Source organism: Tolumonas auensis DSM 9187 (assembly GCF_000023065.1).
GTDB classification, from domain to species: Bacteria; Pseudomonadota; Gammaproteobacteria; order Enterobacterales; family Aeromonadaceae; genus Tolumonas; species Tolumonas auensis.
The window spans coordinates 1,091,555-1,108,967 of the sequence record NC_012691.1 but is presented as its reverse complement, the minus strand read 5'-3'; the positions used below and the strand labels follow the sequence as shown (position 1 = coordinate 1,108,967).

The window sequence follows — 17,413 nt, the reverse complement described above, 5'->3', positions numbered from 1 at the left end:
ATCGGCGGTATAACACAACACCTTCACAGAGACTGGCAAAAGATAATTTCAGTCCGCTATTACCGCTGTCATTAAAACGTCAAGGAACCGCCACAGAAGCTTCATTGCGCCGGTAAAAACTGAGGTAATCCGGATTAAATGGAGTTTGCCTGATGTTTACTGTCGACGAATTACTCTCGACCCACATTTCCAAACCAGTTCCGCGCTGGTACAAGCCCTTCCTGCGCTATCTGCTGTGTGAGAAAGAGTTTCAGCGTTTCGGAGAACGTTATCCGAACTTGCACGGACTGGATTTTATCGAACAGGGGCTGCGCTACTTATCCTTTGCCTGCGATGTCTGTGAAGATGAACTGGAACATATTCCGGCGCAGGGTCCGGTAGTCATTGTTGCTAATCACCCGATTGGTTCGCTGGATGGTCTGGCGTTATTACAGATCATTTCCCGTGTCCGCAGTGATGTCAAAATCATCGCCAACCAATTACTGAATCAAATCAAACCGCTGGAAGAGTTGTTACTGCCGGTTGATAACATGAATGGCAATACGCAGCGTCAGCAGATCGCAGCGATTCATGATCATCTGGGTAAAGGCAAAGCGTTGATCGTATTCCCGGCAGGTGAAGTTTCACGGCTGCATCTGCACGGTGTCCGCGACGGCAGGTGGAATAATGGATTCCTCCGGTTAGCAACCCAGCACCGGGCACCCATTGTCCCGATTCATATCTCCGGTCATAACTCATGGCTATTCTACGGTGCATCTTTAGTATGCAAGCCGCTGTCAACGTTACTGCTGGTACGTGAAATGATGTATCAGCGCAAGGGACATATAAAGGTGCGTATCGGTGCCCGGATCCCTTTCAGTGAGTGGTCTAAATTACCAGTGACCGGAAAGGCACTGGCCAAACTATTCCGAAAACATCTTTACCGTCTGGGAAAAGGGAAATCCGGCATTCTGACGACTGAAGCGCCGATTGCATTACCTGAAGACCGGGTCAAACTGAAAAAAGCAGTCGAAGAGTGTCAGCCTTTGGGAACAACACCGGATGGAAAACATATCTGTCTGTATCGCCGTGAACAGTCACCTTCCTCGGTTATTCTGAAAGAGCTGGGACGGTTGCGGGAAATTGCTTTCCGGGCCGTGGGGGAAGGTACCGGACAGCGCCGGGATCTCGATGGGTATGATGATGATTACTATCATTTGTTGCTTTGGGATAACAAAGAGCTGGAAATTGTCGGTGCCTATCGTTTTATGCCAACCCGCGAACAGCTGGAGCGGAAAGGACACCGTGGGTTGTACAGCTACAGCCTGTTTCATTACGACACCGCGATGGCGCATATTCTTGATCAGGGCATTGAACTCGGACGCAGTTTTATTCAGCCACGCTACTGGGGCAAACGCAGTCTGGATTATCTGTGGCAGGGTATCGGCGCATTCCTGGCGCAAAATCCGCAATACCGTTATCTGTTCGGACCGGTATCGATGTCTGCCAGTCTGCCGGCACCGGCGCGTGATCTGCTGGTTGCATTTTACAAACTGCATTTCAGTCCGCGCTGGCCACTGGCTCGTTCACGCCAGCCTTATGCGAATGGTTCGCTGGAAATTGCAGGTCAGTTCATCGGACAGGATTATCAGCAGGATTTAGGCATACTGAAATCCATGCTGGATAATCTGGGTTGCGGTATCCCTACTCTATATAAGCAGTATTCCGAATTATGCGAACCGGGTGGCGTGCAGTTCCTGGATTTCGGTATCGATCCTGATTTTGGTAACTGCGTTGATGGTCTGGTACTGGTCGATGTACATAAGATGAAACAGAACAAGCGCCAGCGCTATATTGACTGTCACCTTCCGCATGCCGATACCACACCTGCTGCCAGCGCATGATCCACATTTGTTATGACTGAAAAGCAGAACGCCCCGGAACCGGGGCGTTTTATTAGCGGCTTACTTATCCGAATCAGAGTTTGTAACCCAGTTTCTGACGTAAGTAAGCACCAGAACCCAGCAGGCCCGGTTGTTCATGCGTGATCAAAAATACCGGGATCGGTTCCAGATAAGAGTGGAAACGGCCTTTATCTTCAAACGCAACGCGGAAGCCGGATGCTTTAAAGAATTCCAGGAAGCGCGGTACGATACCACCGGCGATATAGACACCACCGAAGGTGCCCAGGTTCAGCGCCAGGTTACCGCCGAAACGGCCCATCAGCACACAGAACAGGCTCAGCGCACGACGACAGTCGATATCTTCATCCGCCAGTGCACGCTCAGTCACATCTTTCGGCTGCAGATTTTCCGGTACACGGTCATCTGACAGAACCAAGCCACGATAGATATTGACCAGACCCGGACCCGATAACAGACGTTCAGCAGACACATGGCCCAGTTCTTCACGCAATGCTTCCAGCACCATGACTTCTTCAGTGCTGTTAGGTGCAAAATCGACATGACCACCCTCGCCCGGCAAGCTCATCCAGGCTTCTCCGCTATGAACCAGATGCGCTACGCCCAGGCCAGTACCGGCACCGTAGACAGCGATAGGCTTACCGGCCTGTGCAGCCTCACCACCGAACTGAATTTTGTCTTCATCTTTCAGCGCCGGGATAGCCATAGAGATAGCGGTGAAATCATTGATGATAGAAAGGTGTTGCAGCCCCAGATTTTGCTGCATTTCGCTTTGAGAGAATGCCCAGGTATGGTTAGTCATCGCCACCCAGTCACCTGTAATCGGGCAGGCAATCGCGATACATGCACTGGAAACTTTAGCAGCCGTTTCTTCCAGATAAACCCGGATCACCGCCTCAAGTGACGGATATTCCGCACCGGAATAGTTTTTGATGTGCGATAAGCTACCATCCTGCAAACTACACAACGCCAGACGAGCATTTGTACCACCAACATCGCCCACCAGAACTTGTTCAGCCATCATAATCTCCCCAAAAATCACCAATGTCGGAATATAGATATAGTTACAATAGATTACTTTCAATGATCACTAGTCTACATATTGTCAGACCCGGAAAACACCAGACGGATCACAGCATCAGGGTTTTGATCAATAAATGTAGTTTTTTTCCTACATTTTGCTGTGTATGCTGATGTTATCTGTTACCTTTAACATTAATAACAACTAACCAACATTCTTCGCTGCGAGCTGGATCACTAAGCATGAATACACTGGAAAAAATCACTAAACATCTGGAACATTTCAGTAAATCAGAGCGTAAAGTCGCCGAAGTGATTCTACATTCGCCTCAAGTCGCGATTCATTCCAGCATTGCTACGCTCGCCAAAATGGCGGATGTCAGTGAACCAACAGTTAACCGGTTTTGTCGTCGTCTCGACACAAAAGGCTTCCCCGATTTCAAGCTGCATCTGGCACAGAGCCTCGCTAATGGCACGCCGTATGTGAATCTGCATGTCGAAGAACATGACACGCCGGACGAATATACCGCGAAGATATTTGAATCGACAATTGCCTGTCTGGAAGTAGCCAAAAACAGCCTGGATACCACCGCAGTTAACCGGTGTGTTGATTTACTCACGCAGGCAAAAAAAATATCGTTTTTTGGTCTGGGGGCATCATCAGCCGTAGCCCATGATGCCTTGAATAAATTCTTCCGTTTTAACATTCCTGTTGTCTGTTTTGATGACATCGTCATGATGCGGATGAGCTGTATTAATAGCAGTGACGGTGATGTCGTTGTCGTGATCTCGCATACCGGCCGCACCAAAGCACTGGTCGAAATTGCAGCACTGGCGCGCCACAATGATGCAACGGTGATAGGTATTACGGCACAGGATTCCCCATTAGCCGCCCAATGTAATCTGGTGTTATCAATGGATGTGCCGGAAGACACTGATGTCTATCTGCCAATGGCTTCGCGTATCGCACAACTGGCATTAATTGATGTCTTAGCGACCGGATTTACATTACGCCGAGGCGTAAAATTTCGCGAAAATTTGAAGAAGGTCAAAGAAGGGATAAAAGATTCCCGCTTTGAATCACTGCATCAGTGAAATCATCTCCTATATCCCGCATCATGCCCTCATCATGTATCAAAATGTGTCGTTTCGTATCATCGAAATGACACAACTGGCCTGTAATGTTCCTACAACTTACATTCTCGCACATTTATTGCAGGTCACTTTTTTCATATTAATTTCCGTTTTCTGTTATTGACTATATTTATAACTAACTCATGGAGCTGAAGATGTTAAGAAGAACCAAAATCGTGACCACATTAGGTCCGGCAACTGACCGCGAAGGCGTGCTGGAAGGGATTCTGGAAGCCGGTGCCAACATGGTGCGCATGAACTTCTCTCACGGTACGGCTGAAGATCATATTGCCCGTGCCAAAGAGATCCGCGCACTGGCTGCCCGTCTGGGTAAATCAGTAGCGATTCTGGGTGACCTGCAAGGCCCGAAAATCCGCGTATCTACGTTCAAAGACAACAAAATTATGTTGAAAGTGGGCGACAAATTTCTGCTGGATGCGAACTTGGGTAAAGGTGATGGTACTCAGGAACAAGTCGGTATCGACTATAAAAAACTACCTGAAGATGTCGTTGCCGGTGACATTTTGTTACTGGACGATGGCCGTGTGCAGCTGAAAGTAGACAGTGTTGAAGGCAGCAAAATTTTCACTACCGTGACCGTTGGTGGCCCGCTGTCTAACAACAAAGGTATCAACAAAAAAGGCGGTGGTCTGTCTGCTCCGGCGCTGACTGAAAAAGATAAAGCCGACATCAAAACTGCAGCGCTGATGCAGGTTGATTATCTGGCAGTATCTTTCCCGCGTAATGGTGCTGACCTGAACTATGCCCGTGAACTGGCGCGTGAAGCCGGCTGCAACGCCAAAATCGTGGCCAAAGTAGAACGTGCTGAAACTGTTGCTACCGACGAAGCGATGGAAGATATCATTCTGGCTTCTGATGTGGTGATGGTAGCGCGTGGTGATCTGGGCGTTGAAATCGGCGACTCCGAGCTGATGGGCGTTCAGAAAAAACTGATCCGTTCCGCACGTAAACTGAACCGTGTTGTTATCACTGCAACTCAGATGATGGAATCGATGATCAAAGCACCGATGCCAACCCGTGCTGAAGTTATGGACGTAGCTAACGCGGTTCTGGATGGTACGGATGCGGTCATGCTGTCAGCTGAAACTGCTGCCGGTGATTTCCCGATTGAAACTGTTACCGCGATGGCTAACGTTTGTCTGGGTGCCGAAAAACACCCAAGCGTGAACGTGTCTAACCACCGTATGACTCATACTTTTGATACTGTTGAAGAAACAGTTGCTATGAGCACCATGTATGCAGCTAACCACATGCAAGGTGTAAAAGGCATTATCGCGATGACTGAGTCAGGCACCACGCCGCTGCTGATGTCCCGTTTAAGCTCAGGTCTGCCAATTTTCGCACTGTCACGTCATCAACAGACGCTGAACTGGTGTTCTCTGTACCGTGGTGTTACTCCGGTATACTTTGATGCAGATGAATCACAGCCGGTTATCCAGAACTGCCGTGATGCGATTTCCGAGCTGAAAAGCCGTGGCTATCTGAAATCAGGCGATCTGATTCTGATGACTTATGGTGACAAAATTGAAAGTATCGGTGGTACCAACACCTGCAAGATGATGATCGTAGAATAATCGCTGCGACCTGGATCTGATAACGCCGGCATATGCCGGCGTTATTGTTATATTGCTTTTATGCGATGCGGTTACGCATCTGGTTCAGTTGATTCATCAGGTTCAACAGGTGTTGGTGGCGGAACATCCGGTACATCAGGCTCATCTTCCAGACAACCCGCTACACAGCTGTCCAGACAATCCCGATACACCTGTTCCTCCCCCCCACTACTACCGGAACATTGGTTAACACAATCAGAACCACAACTATTCGCCTGAGCAGGTAAAACACTGCCGAGCAGGAGAACACCTGCCAGCCATAACAACAATTTTGCTTTCATAAAGTACACGTCCTTATATACAGATGGATGTAGCCTGAAAACATCCTGATATTGGCATCGTATTATAATACTTTTTTGATCACTCTTACTGAGCTGTTGCGCAAAACCAGACGCGGCGACAAAATCAGATGATGGATGTCAGTATCCGTTTCATTCTGTCCGGTTAAGCGCATCATTTCCTGAAAACCCAGACGACCGATTTCCCGGATTGGCTGCGCCACACTGCTGATATTCATGACCTGTGCAATCAGCGTGTTATCAAACCCCACCACCAGCACATTTTCCGGCACGCGATAACCACGCGACTGTAATACCTCAATGACTAACTGAGCAGAAACGTCGTTAAAAACGAAAATAGCAGAAAATGGTAATACCGCATGCTGATCGAGATAAGTGCTAAACCGGGCTGATAATTCAGGGGCGGATACATCCGGCGTATCAATAATTCGTTCTGCCGGTAACGGGATACGTAAATCGGATAGTTTGTTACGGAAACCCGTGAATTTTTGTTCAGCTTCATCAGCCGGGCCCAGATACCCTATTTGGGTATGCCCCATGCTGGCCAGATGTTCGGCAACTTGCGCCCCACCTTCAGCATGATCAACCGCAACGCTGGTTAGTTCAGGATGAAGCTGTGTCAGTGATACCACAGGGAATGGCTGCTGATTCAGCGTGGCGATATAGTCCGGTTTATTCGAGCTCGGAACAATAAACAGACCATCGATCTTTTGTTGCTTGCAGATATTGAGCAGACCCAGTTCACGTTGTACATCACCCCGCGAGTTATATACCAGCAACGAACGGCCGAGGTATTGCACTTCCTGTTCGACTATATCCAGCAATTCAGCAAAATAAGGATTCGACAAGGTAGGCAGAATAATGGCAAAGACACCCTGTGGCTTAGTAACAACCTGACGACGTTTCAGCGGCTGTTGCACATAAACATACCCCAGCTCTTTGACTATCGCGCGGACACGTTCTGCCGTTTCTTCTGAAACCTTGCCTTTGTTATTCAGAACTCTGGAAATGGTGGCGATAGATACACCCGCCAGCTCTGCAACATCTCTTATCGTCGTCATAATTCGGTGCCACTGATGTTTTATCTGATAGTACGTAATATGCCAAACCAACGTCACTCGTTTCTTCGTTTTATCAACATATTACGTACTGTGGGATCACATTGTTGCCAGCATTTTCTCTACCTGAGGCGACTTTTTCTGTTGTAATAAACTTACACCAGTCTTGGTATCAAACAGATGCACATGCTCCAACTGGAAGCTGACCGGCATGGTTTTACCACGTGGGATGATGTGCCCGCCGTCTGTCACAACAACAACCTGATCTTCATCGGCATATTGGGTATAGGCAAAGGTGGTTCCTCCCAGCGCTTCAACCACATCGACTTTCAGGGAAATATCAACATCCCCTGACGTCCCTACCAGCAGATGTTCAGGGCGAATACCAAGCAACAACACATCACCGGCGACAACCGGACGATCTGTCAGCATGCAAAACTCTTCACCACCAGATAGTTTCAGCCATGCTGTATTCCCTTCGGCCTTCAACACTTCGGCATTCAGGAAGTTCATACGCGGGGAACCGATGAAGCCAGCCACAAACTGATTTTGTGGATTATGGTACAGCTCCAGCGGTGCTCCCACCTGTTCGACACGGCCATCACGTAACACGACAATCTTATCGGCCATGGTCATCGCCTCGACCTGATCGTGTGTCACATAAACCATGGTGTTACCGAGCTGCTCATGCAGTTTGGAAATTTCGACCCGCATCTGCACACGCAGTTCCGCATCCAGATTCGACAGCGGTTCATCAAACAGGAAAACTTTCGGGTTACGCACAATGGTCCGGCCAATTGCAACACGCTGACGCTGACCACCGGAAAGCTGCTTCGGCAAACGATCCAGCAGGTGATCCAGTTTCAGGATGCGGGATGCTTCGCCCACGCGTTGTTCAATCTCGGCTTTGCTTTTCTTCGCCAGACGCAAACCAAAACTCATGTTTTCCCGCACCGTCATGTGCGGATAGAGCGCATAGGATTGAAACACCATGGCGATACCACGATCAGAAGGAGACACGTCATTTACGGTCTGCTCATCAATCACCACTTCCCCGTCAGAGATGGTTTCCAACCCGGCAATCATGCGTAGCAGCGTTGATTTACCACAGCCGGACGGGCCGACGAACACCACAAACTCACCATGTTTGATATCCAGATCCACGCCATGGATAGTCTGTACTTCGCCAAAACGCTTAACGACTTTATTCAGTTTTAAATCAGCCATTTATAAATTCCTTATGCAGTCACTTTAGCCAGATCATGTCTGTGAAGATCGCGGATAATTACTTCACCGGAGCGCAGCGCTGCGACACATTGCTGCGTCGGCCCTTCTTTCGGGAATACCAGATTAGTGATGGCATAACGTCCGCTATCCAGAAGCAATTCCGCAGAAGAACGATCCAGCAACAGATCGGCACTCAGAGGGCGGTTTGCGCCTAATGCGACAGTAAAATCATGTGGAAAGTGCTCATCAAATTCCGCAACGCCGATTTGTCCGTGACGCTGGCAACGCAGTGTCAGCTGCCCTTTCTGCACCGTGAAAGTAAACTCAAGTTCATTCATCGGCTGTAAAACCAGTGTGCTGTTATCTTTCAGCTCCAGCGAGAACTGCAAACGATGGGCTTCAGACCAGTCAAAATTAAATACCGCCCCCGGTGTTGCCTGTGTTTTATCTGCAGCCGTCACCTGATGCTGACAAAGCGCTTCTAGTTCACGGATAAACGCATGACACAACCGGAGTCCGTCCGGCGTTACTTTCAGGGCTAATTCCTGCGGCATGCTCATCGCTGAACGCCAGCTTTGGGTTGGCACTTGATTGGCGTAAAGCCAGTTGCTCATCCAGCTGATTCCGATCCGGCGACCATCGGCAGCCGGAATATCAGACCAGGTCTGGGTGGCGTAAAAATCGCGGCCATAATCCAACCAAAGCACCGTGTCAGGGGTGTTTTCATTGATGAATTGCTCGCCATCAAACTGGCCGACAAAATACTGTGTGCCAGAGCCACCGGAGTAGGCACCGCGCTGAACCCCAACAATCAGAACCCAACGGGTTTTCTTGCTGCCCTCGATGCTGATTTCGAACAGATCCGGGCATTCCCACGCCCGCTCATCATGTGCGCCATGTTCTTCGCCAAAGAAAGAACTGAACAGCCAGGTTTTCGCATCAGCGGAGCGGTAAATTGCGATCTGCTGACCGACGGTGGTCAGCATGATCCAGGCTTGCGTTTTTTCGTGCCAGAACACTTTCGGATCACGAAAATCCTCAAAGCCCGGATTCGCGACAACCGGATTGCCCGCGTATTTAGTCCAGTGACGGCCATTGTCCTGACTGTAAGCCAGACCCTGACTCTGATTAAACGGGACGTTATCGGCCGTAATGGTGTAGTACGCCAGCAAGCCATCCTTACCATCAAACATCCCGGATTTATCACCTTTATCCACCATCGCCGTGCCGGAAAAGCAGACACCCAGCGCATCAGGTGCCAGCGCAATCGGCAGGTGCGTCCACGCCAACAGATCCCGGCTTACGGCATGTCCCCAGTGCATCGGACCCCAGACGCTATCGGTCGGATGATATTGATAAAACAGGTGATACTCACCGTCTTTGTAAACCAGGCCATTCGGATCATTCAGCCAGCCAAAAGGTGGGGTAAAGTGAACCAGTGGGCGATAATATTTTTCCGCTAACATAACAACTCCTGATAAAGACTTAACCTTTCACCGCACTGCCAGTAATACTCTGGACAAAATGCCGCTGAATAAATAAGAAGAAGATAATGACCGGTATCGCCATCGACACCGCAAACGCCATGATGTTGCCCCAGTAGGCCTGATTACTGCCGAAGTAGGCTGACATCGCCACCGACAGCGGACGATATTCCGGTCCGCGGGTAACCATGACCGGCCACAGGTAGCTGTTCCAGAACTCGAGGAATTGCAGAATAGCCACGGTTGCAATCACGGGTTTGGAAAGAGGCAAACCAATATGCAGATAGGTTTTGAACAGGCTGACGCCATCGACCTTGGCTGCATCAATCAGATCTTTCGGGATCTTGGTGAAGAACTGATAGAACAGGAACAGTGACATGGCATTGCCGATAAACGGCAGGATCTGCACTTCATAACTGTCGATGATGCCCATCTTGCTCACCATCAGCAGTTGCGGCAGCGCCAGACTTTCTCCTGGAATCGCCAGCAGTGCGACCACGACACCAATCACGATTTTGCGATACCCACCCTGCCCCCACGCCAGCGCAAAGGCTGCCGAGGAGTTCACTACAATCGACATAAATACCGTGGTAAAGACGATGAGCAATGTATTAAACAGGTAGCGGGCAAACGGCTGATTCGGATCGCCCCAGATCTCGCGGTAATTCTCCAGCGAGAGCACATGCGGAATGAATGCCTTGATGGTTCCCATGGAGATCATGATCTGCTCTTCATCGGGATTAAGACTGATCGTCACCATCATCATCAGCGGTGCCAGAACGCACAGCGACAGCAGTAATCCACACCAGACACGGACATTTTTTAAACCAGCCAGGAATTTCATGGCCTGACTCCCTTTGCCTGCAACAGCGTCATCAATCGCGGGAACAAACTGAACGGTTTCTGATTTCATGTTGCCTCCTACTCATTCTTCATCAGGAAACGTTGCAGCAATGCAATCGCCGTTACTGTGAAGAAAAACGCCACAGAAACTGCAGAGGCATAGCCAATTTTTTGCGCCACAAACCCGTTTTCATACATGTAATGAATGATGGTATTGGTCGCGCCGTTTGGTCCGCCGTGAGTCAGAATGTTGACCTGAGTAAACAGTTTCAGTGCACCAATGGTGGTAACGATGATGACGAAAATATTGGTGTTACGCAGACACGGTAAGGTCACATGCAGGAAACGCTTGAAAGGTTTTGCACCATCAAGTTCCGCGGCTTCGTACAGATCTTTCGGGATCTCCTGCAGACCAGCCAGATAGATCAGCATCTGGAATGGGAAGGTCGCCCAGGCAGACAGCAGCACAATCGCCGGTATCGCCATATCTACATTGCCCAGCCAGTCAATGTATTGCGAAGTGGAAAGCAGAGACTGATATATATGGTTAAACAGTCCGTCGGGGATTTTGTAAAGCACAGCCCAGATCGCCACGATAACGGTGATCGGGGTTAATAATGGTAATAACGCGATGCTGCGAAACAGGGTACGCAGCGGCAGCTTACTGTTTAATAACAGCGCTGAACCCAGTGAAATTGCCAACTGGAGTGGGGTAACCAGCAAGGCAAAGTAAAACGTGTTTTTTACTGCCTGCCAGAACACCGGATCAGTAAAAAGACGTTCGTAATTCCGCCATCCAACCCATATTGTCGCAATCGGACGGGCAATCAGTTTTTCATTGGTGAAGGATAAATATCCTGACATGAAAAACGGCACTACCACGAAGATCGTTAACAACACGATTGCGGGCATCAGCATAGCCAATTCTGGCATCAGGTTTTTCAACCGGCGCATAATAACTCCTGCATGAATCTGTTTAAGCGAGAGAGATGCGCGCCTGACGAGGCACAGGCGCGACTTTGACTTACAACTTACTTATCAAACGGGGGATAACTGCTGTTATCTTCGATATCTTCATCAATGGCACGGGCGGCTTTTTGCAACTCACCTTTGACGTCAGCGCCCTGCAGGATGTTCTGTACCGCTTTACCGAAGGAGGTGGAAATAACCGGATACGCCGGATGCACCGGACGCACTACCGCCGCGCTTTGTGCCTGTTCGACAAACAGCGCACCTTCGCCACCCGGACGGTAGATTTCAGATAATGCGACCGAGGATTGGCGGGCCGGAATATAGCCAGTGATGTCAGCGTATTTGGCAACCTGTTCGGTGGATAAGGCGAAGTTCAGGAACTTGGCCACTTCCGCTGTGTTTTGGGTTGTAGCTGGCACGGCCCAACCCCAGCCACCGTTCGGAGAAACGGATTTACCAGCCAGTTTTGGCGCAGGGATCAGCACAAGATCATCACCCAGACCGGTTTTATGAGCTCGCCACATCCAGTTGCCAACCCAGGCCAGAGCTGCTGTTTTGTCACCATAGAAGCGGTTATCTCCTGCAGTGGCCGGTACGATCCAGCCGCTTTTTGACCATGTCTGCAGTTCAGTTAACGCATCCACCGCAGGTTGTGAATCAATCGTGCCTTCCGCTTTCCATGCCTTGCGATCAATCAGATCAGCACCACGGGACTGAATAAAAGGCGCAAAACCGTAGGTGTACCATTCGCCGTCATAGTTCAGTTTCATATCCAGTGGCCACTGCACCCCTTTCACTTTGGCCAGTTTCGCCAGCGCATCAGCAAACTCTTTATCATCCCAGGCATCTTTGATGCCGGCCGGAATCCGCACGCCTGCCTCTTTCAGATACTTTTTGTTGCCCCATAACAGCACGGATGAGTCATAAGGGCTCACCATATAAATCTTTTGATCCGGTCCATAAATACTCTGCTCTTTAACCGATGGCAGCAAATCGGCCACTATGGCTTTATCCAGCAACCCATCCATCGGTTGCAGCATTTTGGTCCAGACATAGTTCGCCATATTCGGACCATCAACCATGATCACATCCGGCAATTCACCGGAAAGCGCAGCAGCCTGGATTGCGCTGTTGTAGCCGGGAATAGGAACCACATCGACGGTGATGTTCTGATCTTTGTATTTGGCATTAAAGGTTTCTTCCAGTTGCTGGAAATATGGTTTTTCAGAATCACCATCGATAACCCATGCTTTTAATTCCAGCGCATAACTTGCCTGAGTTGCAAACACACTGGCAACACATAATCCAAGTAAGGATTTTTTCATGTTATTCCCTTCCCTTTGCTGACAATAATCCGGTCACTTCGGGTGACCATAAAACAGAGTATCAATGGGGACCGTTTACCATCACACCAATGAAACAACACTCCAAATTCAATGTAACAACCTAGTGCTCATTAAGTTGACGGCAATATACGGGGAGGTAACAATAAAAATAACGATCAAAGTCACATTAAATGGTTAACAAATCTATTTTTAGAAGGGAAAACAAAGGTAACACTCAAAATTTGTTACCCAAACTACCGCTATCACATCGTGAAAAACCCGAAAGATTTCATCTGAGACACTCAGGTTAAGATAACAGACATCACCTTGGTACCAGGGGCATCTAACCTGCATTGCTGATGAAAAATTTGCGTACCGCTGCAGAAATCAAAACTGTTCTGTGAATTCTTTATTGTTTCTCTGCTTTTCTGGCTTATATTTCCGGCGTTGAAATTTTCTCAGGATACACATGTAACAAAGTCTTGTTACATTGCTTTTTACGATACCTGTGGTGCTCAGGAAGCCTGAACCGGTATCAATAACAAATGGAGTAAATTTAGATGGCAAGAGTATGGGTGACAGGTGATGCGGTCGTTGATTTGATCCCTAATGGCGAAACCAACTATCTGAAATGCCCGGGTGGCGCTCCTGCCAACGTTGCAGTCGCGATTTCCCGCCTGGGCGGAGACAGTGCGTTTTTTGGCCGCGTAGGTCAGGATCCGCTGGGCCGCTTTATGAAGCAGGTGCTGAAAGATGAAGGTGTAGACACCCAATACATGCTGCTGGATGAAGAACACCGGACATCAACCGTGATTGTCGATTTAGATGACCACGGTGAACGCAGTTTTACCTTTATGGTGAAACCAAGTGCTGATCAGTTCCTGCAACCGCAGGATGTACCGGCATTTCAGAAAGGCGAATGGCTGCATGTCTGCTCTATTGCGCTGGCGAATGAACCATCACGCTCAACGACACTGGCTGCAATGAAAGCGATCAAAGCGGCGGGCGGTTATGTGTCATTTGATCCGAATCTGCGCGAAGAAGTGTGGCTGAACCCGGCTGATTTAAAACCGGTCGTTCTGCAGGCGGTTGCGCTGGCAGATGTGGTGAAGTTCTCTGACGATGAACTGCTGTTCCTGACCGATCAAAGCGATCTGCAAACCGCACTGAGCTGGCTGAATGAGCAATACAATCTGCCACTGGTTGTGATCACGCAAGGGAAAAAAGGCGCATTAGTCGTTCACCACAACGAACAGCAACTCGTAACCGGCAAACCGGTAAATCCGGTTGATACGACAGGTGCCGGTGATGCTTTTGTTGGTGGTTTGCTGGCCGGTCTGGTTGCGTGTGATGACTGGCATAACAACGACAACTTGCTGAAAATCATCCGTCAGGCTAATGCCTGTGGTGCGCTGGCTACCACAGCCAAAGGCGCTATGACTGCACTGCCGACAGAAACGCTACTGAAAGCGTATCTGGCAGAGTAACCAACGGCGGAAGCAAAAAAAACGATGCCTTAGCGCTGCAGATTAATTCTGTAGCGACTAAGGCATTAAATTTATCAGGATAATGACGAGAAAAATAAAAAAGGAAAGAATTAAGATTTAAAAAACAGCATGAATCGATTCAGTTAAATATTTCAAAAAAACCTGAGAGCGGAGAATTTTATTAAAAACTTTCGCTCTCAGAGAATTAAAATTACTTACGTCCCAGCATGGCTGCACAAATAAAGAACTTCGCAGTACCAGTATGATCTTTTTTGATACGAGCAATTACCTGCTCTTTGTCTACCAGCTCCCAATCTTCGCTGCGTGAACGCGGAGATTTGATGCCTGAGCTCATTAAATATTCCATAAAAAGATGCGCATTTCTGATTTCTGTTAAGTGTAAATCCATGATATCTGAGACTCCATAGCAATAAGTGAAAGAACAAAAAGAATGCAACACTCCTTGAGCCGACCAGTCACACCCCCATGGACTGACGCTCTCTCAGAGCTATACCAGCTGTTACCTGGTTGTTTCATTCTACACACCGCGGTGATTTGAATGAAAGGAAAGGCTTACGAATCGGTATATGTGTCACAAATATAATTTTTAATTTATATATTTCATAAAACGTAAACAGTTACATGAAATACAACAAAACGAATTGAAATCTAAATTGTTTATTTCTGATACTACAAACTCAATTAAATAAAAAACAAAAATGAACCGTCGTTTCATTAATTCAATTGCGCAGTAAAATCATGCATATATTCGATAAATAATAAAACCCCTCTTTTAAAAGGGCTTATTCAATAACGTTCAAAAAACGTTCATTTACGCCCAAGCAGGGCTGCACAGATGAAAAAACGGGCATGCCCTTTTTCATCTCTCTTGATCCTGGCCGTGACACAATCTTTACCGGTGTCAAAAAACTCCCAGTTTTCACTGCGGGAACGAGGCAACTTAATTCCGGAACACATCAGATACTCAGTAAACAAATGCGAGTTTTTGATTTCTGTTAAATGTGAATCCATGACACACCCTCCATCCCGATTACTATGACTATTTAGTTATTGCACCAAAATACACCATTTTATATCTAAATGTAACATTACGTTTCACTTAAAGTTTAGACTCAGTAACCACAGATAACCAGTGAAGGGCCTGAGAATTTGACTTTCTCTTCAATAATCGCTTGCTGTTGTCGGCTGGAAAGCAGGTGAATTCTGACTAAACTATAACAATACACCTGTAACTATAACTGGCTCAGCTCAACCGGGAAGTGATACCTTAGCATCATACATGCCAAAGATTCCGGCGCTTACAGTTGCGCCGGTCAACGCTGAACAAGCAGTCTGCAGTACCTCAGTGGGATGGATTAATGAAAAGTGTGGTCAAAATAATGCTGATTGTAATAGGTACGATTTGCGTAATTTTGGGCATTGCCGGCATTTTTCTGCCTTTACTGCCAACCACGCCTTTTCTGTTACTGGCGGCTTTCTGTTATTCCCGCAGTTCAGCGCGTTTTTATCACTGGCTCATCACTAACCGCTGGTTTGGCGAATACATTCGTAACTACCGGGAAGGCCGGGGCATGCCCCTCAAACAGAAAGTTATCGCGCTCAGTCTGCTATGGCTCACCATGAGTTATTCCATCTGGTTTGTGGTTTCACAGTGGTGGGTGCAGCTGATTTTGCTGGGTATCGCGGTGAGCGTTACGATCCATCTGGTCCGGATGAAAACATTCCGGCCAGAACCTCAGGAAGCAGAATTACCAGCAGAGTATTCCTCATCGAAAGAAGCTGATTGAATCAGGTTTACCGGGAAACATTCCATGGCTGCAGATCAGATGTAATTATTGGTTTTATCATTTCAACTTCTCTTGTAATATTGAACAATTAGCAGATAAAACACAAATTCAGTGATTTGATGACGAATCAGGAGAAAGTCATGTCTTTAGAATATGAAATCAGTACGGAAAATGAACCGGAAGCCGGCATCAGCTTTTTTGAACGTTATCTTACGGCCTGGGTTGGGATCTGTATTGTCGTTGGCATCGCGCTGGGCCAGAGTTTCCCTGCGGTATTCAAGGCAATCGGCGCGATGGAAATTGCCAAGGTGAATCTGCCGGTCGGTTTGCTGATCTGGGTGATGATCATCCCGATGCTGCTGAAAATTGATTTTTCTGCGCTGCATCAGGTAAAAAGCCATCTCCGCGGGATTGGTGTGACCCTGTTTGTGAACTGGTTAGTTAAACCATTTTCCATGGCAATTCTGGGCTGGCTGTTCATTCGTGTGCTTTTTTCATCACTGTTACCGGCAGAACAAATCGACAGCTACATTGCCGGTTTGATCCTGCTAGCAGCGGCACCCTGTACGGCCATGGTGTTTGTCTGGAGTCGTCTGACGAATGGTGATCCTTACTTCACCCTGTCTCAGGTCGCCCTTAACGATCTGATCATGGTGGTCGCATTCGCTCCGATTGTCGCCCTGCTGCTCGGTGTATCCAGCATTACTGTGCCGTGGGACACGCTGCTTACCTCGGTGGTACTGTATATCGTTATTCCGGTGATCATTGCGCAGATTTTACGCCGCGCATTACTGGCCAAAGGTCAGGCTCATTTCGATTCTGTAATGAACACCATTCAGCCCTGGTCAATTACCGCCTTACTGCTGACGCTGGTGTTACTGTTTGCCTTTCAGGGCAATGCGATTCTCAGTCAGCCGCTGGTCATCGCGCTACTGGCAGTGCCGATTCTGATCCAGGTGTTTTTCAACTCTGCCCTCGCCTACTGGCTGAACCGCAAGGTTGGCGAAAAACATTCTGTCGCCTGCCCGTCAGCACTGATTGGCGCATCGAACTTCTTTGAATTAGCGGTTGCGGCGGCAATCAGTCTGTTTGGCTTTCATTCCGGTGCTGCGCTGGCAACGGTAGTTGGCGTGCTGATTGAAGTTCCTGTGATGTTATTGGTCGTAAAAATTGTGAATCAGTCTAAAGGCTGGTATGAACAAGGGATAAAATAAACATCTG

Annotated in this window: 16 protein-coding genes; 6 read left to right on the top strand and 10 right to left on the bottom strand. The window is 48.2% G+C overall.

What is annotated here, in order from left to right:
- Positions 1-152 precede the first annotated feature (152 nt).
- A complete protein-coding gene (gene olsF / locus TOLA_RS05260) occupies positions 153-1,883 on the top strand; it encodes a bifunctional ornithine lipid synthase OlsF (protein WP_012729248.1) in 1,731 nt (576 codons plus the stop codon).
- Positions 1,884-1,956: 73 nt separating this feature from the next.
- Here the strand turns inward: olsF and glk are convergent, their stop codons facing one another.
- Positions 1,957-2,922 carry a glucokinase gene (gene glk, locus TOLA_RS05255; protein ID WP_012729247.1) on the bottom strand — a complete coding sequence of 322 codons (966 nt, stop codon included), beginning with the start codon at positions 2,920-2,922 and terminating at the stop codon, positions 1,957-1,959.
- A gap of 242 nt (positions 2,923-3,164) precedes the next feature.
- Here glk and TOLA_RS05250 point away from each other — a divergent pair, with 242 nt between their 5' ends.
- Together TOLA_RS05250 and pyk are read left to right on the top strand one after the other, a co-directional pair.
- Entirely contained in the window at positions 3,165-4,016 is an 852-nt protein-coding gene (locus tag TOLA_RS05250) for a MurR/RpiR family transcriptional regulator (RefSeq protein WP_012729246.1), read from the top strand.
- A 194-nt stretch (positions 4,017-4,210) separates the two neighbouring features.
- Entirely contained in the window at positions 4,211-5,650 is a 1,440-nt protein-coding gene (pyk, locus tag TOLA_RS05245; protein WP_012729245.1) for a pyruvate kinase, read from the top strand.
- 71 nt (positions 5,651-5,721) lie between these two features.
- On the opposite strand, the gene TOLA_RS05240 is transcribed toward pyk, so the two are convergent.
- The 7 genes from TOLA_RS05240 to TOLA_RS05210 all read right to left on the bottom strand — a co-directional run bounded on the left by TOLA_RS05240 (position 5,722) and on the right by TOLA_RS05210 (position 12,897).
- Positions 5,722-5,970, bottom strand: coding sequence for a hypothetical protein (locus TOLA_RS05240; protein ID WP_012729244.1), 249 nt, complete (start codon positions 5,968-5,970; stop codon positions 5,722-5,724).
- A gap of 62 nt (positions 5,971-6,032) precedes the next feature.
- On the bottom strand, positions 6,033-7,049 hold the full coding sequence (locus TOLA_RS05235) for a LacI family DNA-binding transcriptional regulator (protein WP_012729243.1): 1,017 nt from the start codon (positions 7,047-7,049) through the stop codon (positions 6,033-6,035).
- A gap of 96 nt (positions 7,050-7,145) precedes the next feature.
- The gene (locus TOLA_RS05230) at positions 7,146-8,273 is read right to left on the bottom strand and encodes an ABC transporter ATP-binding protein (RefSeq protein WP_012729242.1); all 1,128 of its coding nucleotides are present in this window, start codon (positions 8,271-8,273) and stop codon (positions 7,146-7,148) included.
- A gap of 11 nt (positions 8,274-8,284) precedes the next feature.
- Complete coding sequence (locus tag TOLA_RS05225) at positions 8,285-9,739, bottom strand: glycoside hydrolase family 32 protein (protein ID WP_012729241.1); 1,455 nt, start codon at positions 9,737-9,739, stop codon at positions 8,285-8,287.
- Between the two features lie 19 nt (positions 9,740-9,758).
- Entirely contained in the window at positions 9,759-10,670 is a 912-nt protein-coding gene (locus TOLA_RS05220; RefSeq protein ID WP_012729240.1) for a carbohydrate ABC transporter permease, read from the bottom strand.
- Between the two features lie 8 nt (positions 10,671-10,678).
- The gene (locus tag TOLA_RS05215) at positions 10,679-11,554 is read right to left on the bottom strand and encodes a carbohydrate ABC transporter permease (RefSeq protein WP_012729239.1); all 876 of its coding nucleotides are present in this window, start codon (positions 11,552-11,554) and stop codon (positions 10,679-10,681) included.
- A 77-nt stretch (positions 11,555-11,631) separates the two neighbouring features.
- A complete protein-coding gene (locus TOLA_RS05210; RefSeq protein WP_012729238.1) occupies positions 11,632-12,897 on the bottom strand; it encodes an extracellular solute-binding protein in 1,266 nt (421 codons plus the stop codon).
- A gap of 560 nt (positions 12,898-13,457) precedes the next feature.
- Here TOLA_RS05210 and TOLA_RS05205 point away from each other — a divergent pair.
- Positions 13,458-14,384: an aminoimidazole riboside kinase gene (locus tag TOLA_RS05205; RefSeq protein WP_012729237.1), complete on the top strand. Its 927-nt coding sequence runs from the start codon at positions 13,458-13,460 to the stop codon at positions 14,382-14,384.
- A gap of 211 nt (positions 14,385-14,595) precedes the next feature.
- Here the strand turns inward: TOLA_RS05205 and TOLA_RS05200 are convergent, their stop codons facing one another.
- Together TOLA_RS05200 and TOLA_RS05195 are read right to left on the bottom strand one after the other, a co-directional pair.
- A complete protein-coding gene (locus TOLA_RS05200) occupies positions 14,596-14,739 on the bottom strand; it encodes a hypothetical protein (RefSeq protein WP_245534226.1) in 144 nt (47 codons plus the stop codon).
- Between the two features lie 473 nt (positions 14,740-15,212).
- Entirely contained in the window at positions 15,213-15,416 is a 204-nt protein-coding gene (locus tag TOLA_RS05195; RefSeq protein ID WP_012729235.1) for a hypothetical protein, read from the bottom strand.
- A 368-nt stretch (positions 15,417-15,784) separates the two neighbouring features.
- On the opposite strand from TOLA_RS05195, the gene TOLA_RS05190 reads away from it, so the two are divergent.
- Together TOLA_RS05190 and arsB are read left to right on the top strand one after the other, a co-directional pair.
- On the top strand, positions 15,785-16,192 hold the full coding sequence (locus TOLA_RS05190) for a YbaN family protein (RefSeq protein ID WP_218916121.1): 408 nt from the start codon (positions 15,785-15,787) through the stop codon (positions 16,190-16,192).
- 140 nt (positions 16,193-16,332) lie between these two features.
- A complete protein-coding gene (gene arsB / locus TOLA_RS05185; protein ID WP_012729233.1) occupies positions 16,333-17,406 on the top strand; it encodes an ACR3 family arsenite efflux transporter in 1,074 nt (357 codons plus the stop codon).
- Positions 17,407-17,413: the final 7 nt, after the last annotated feature.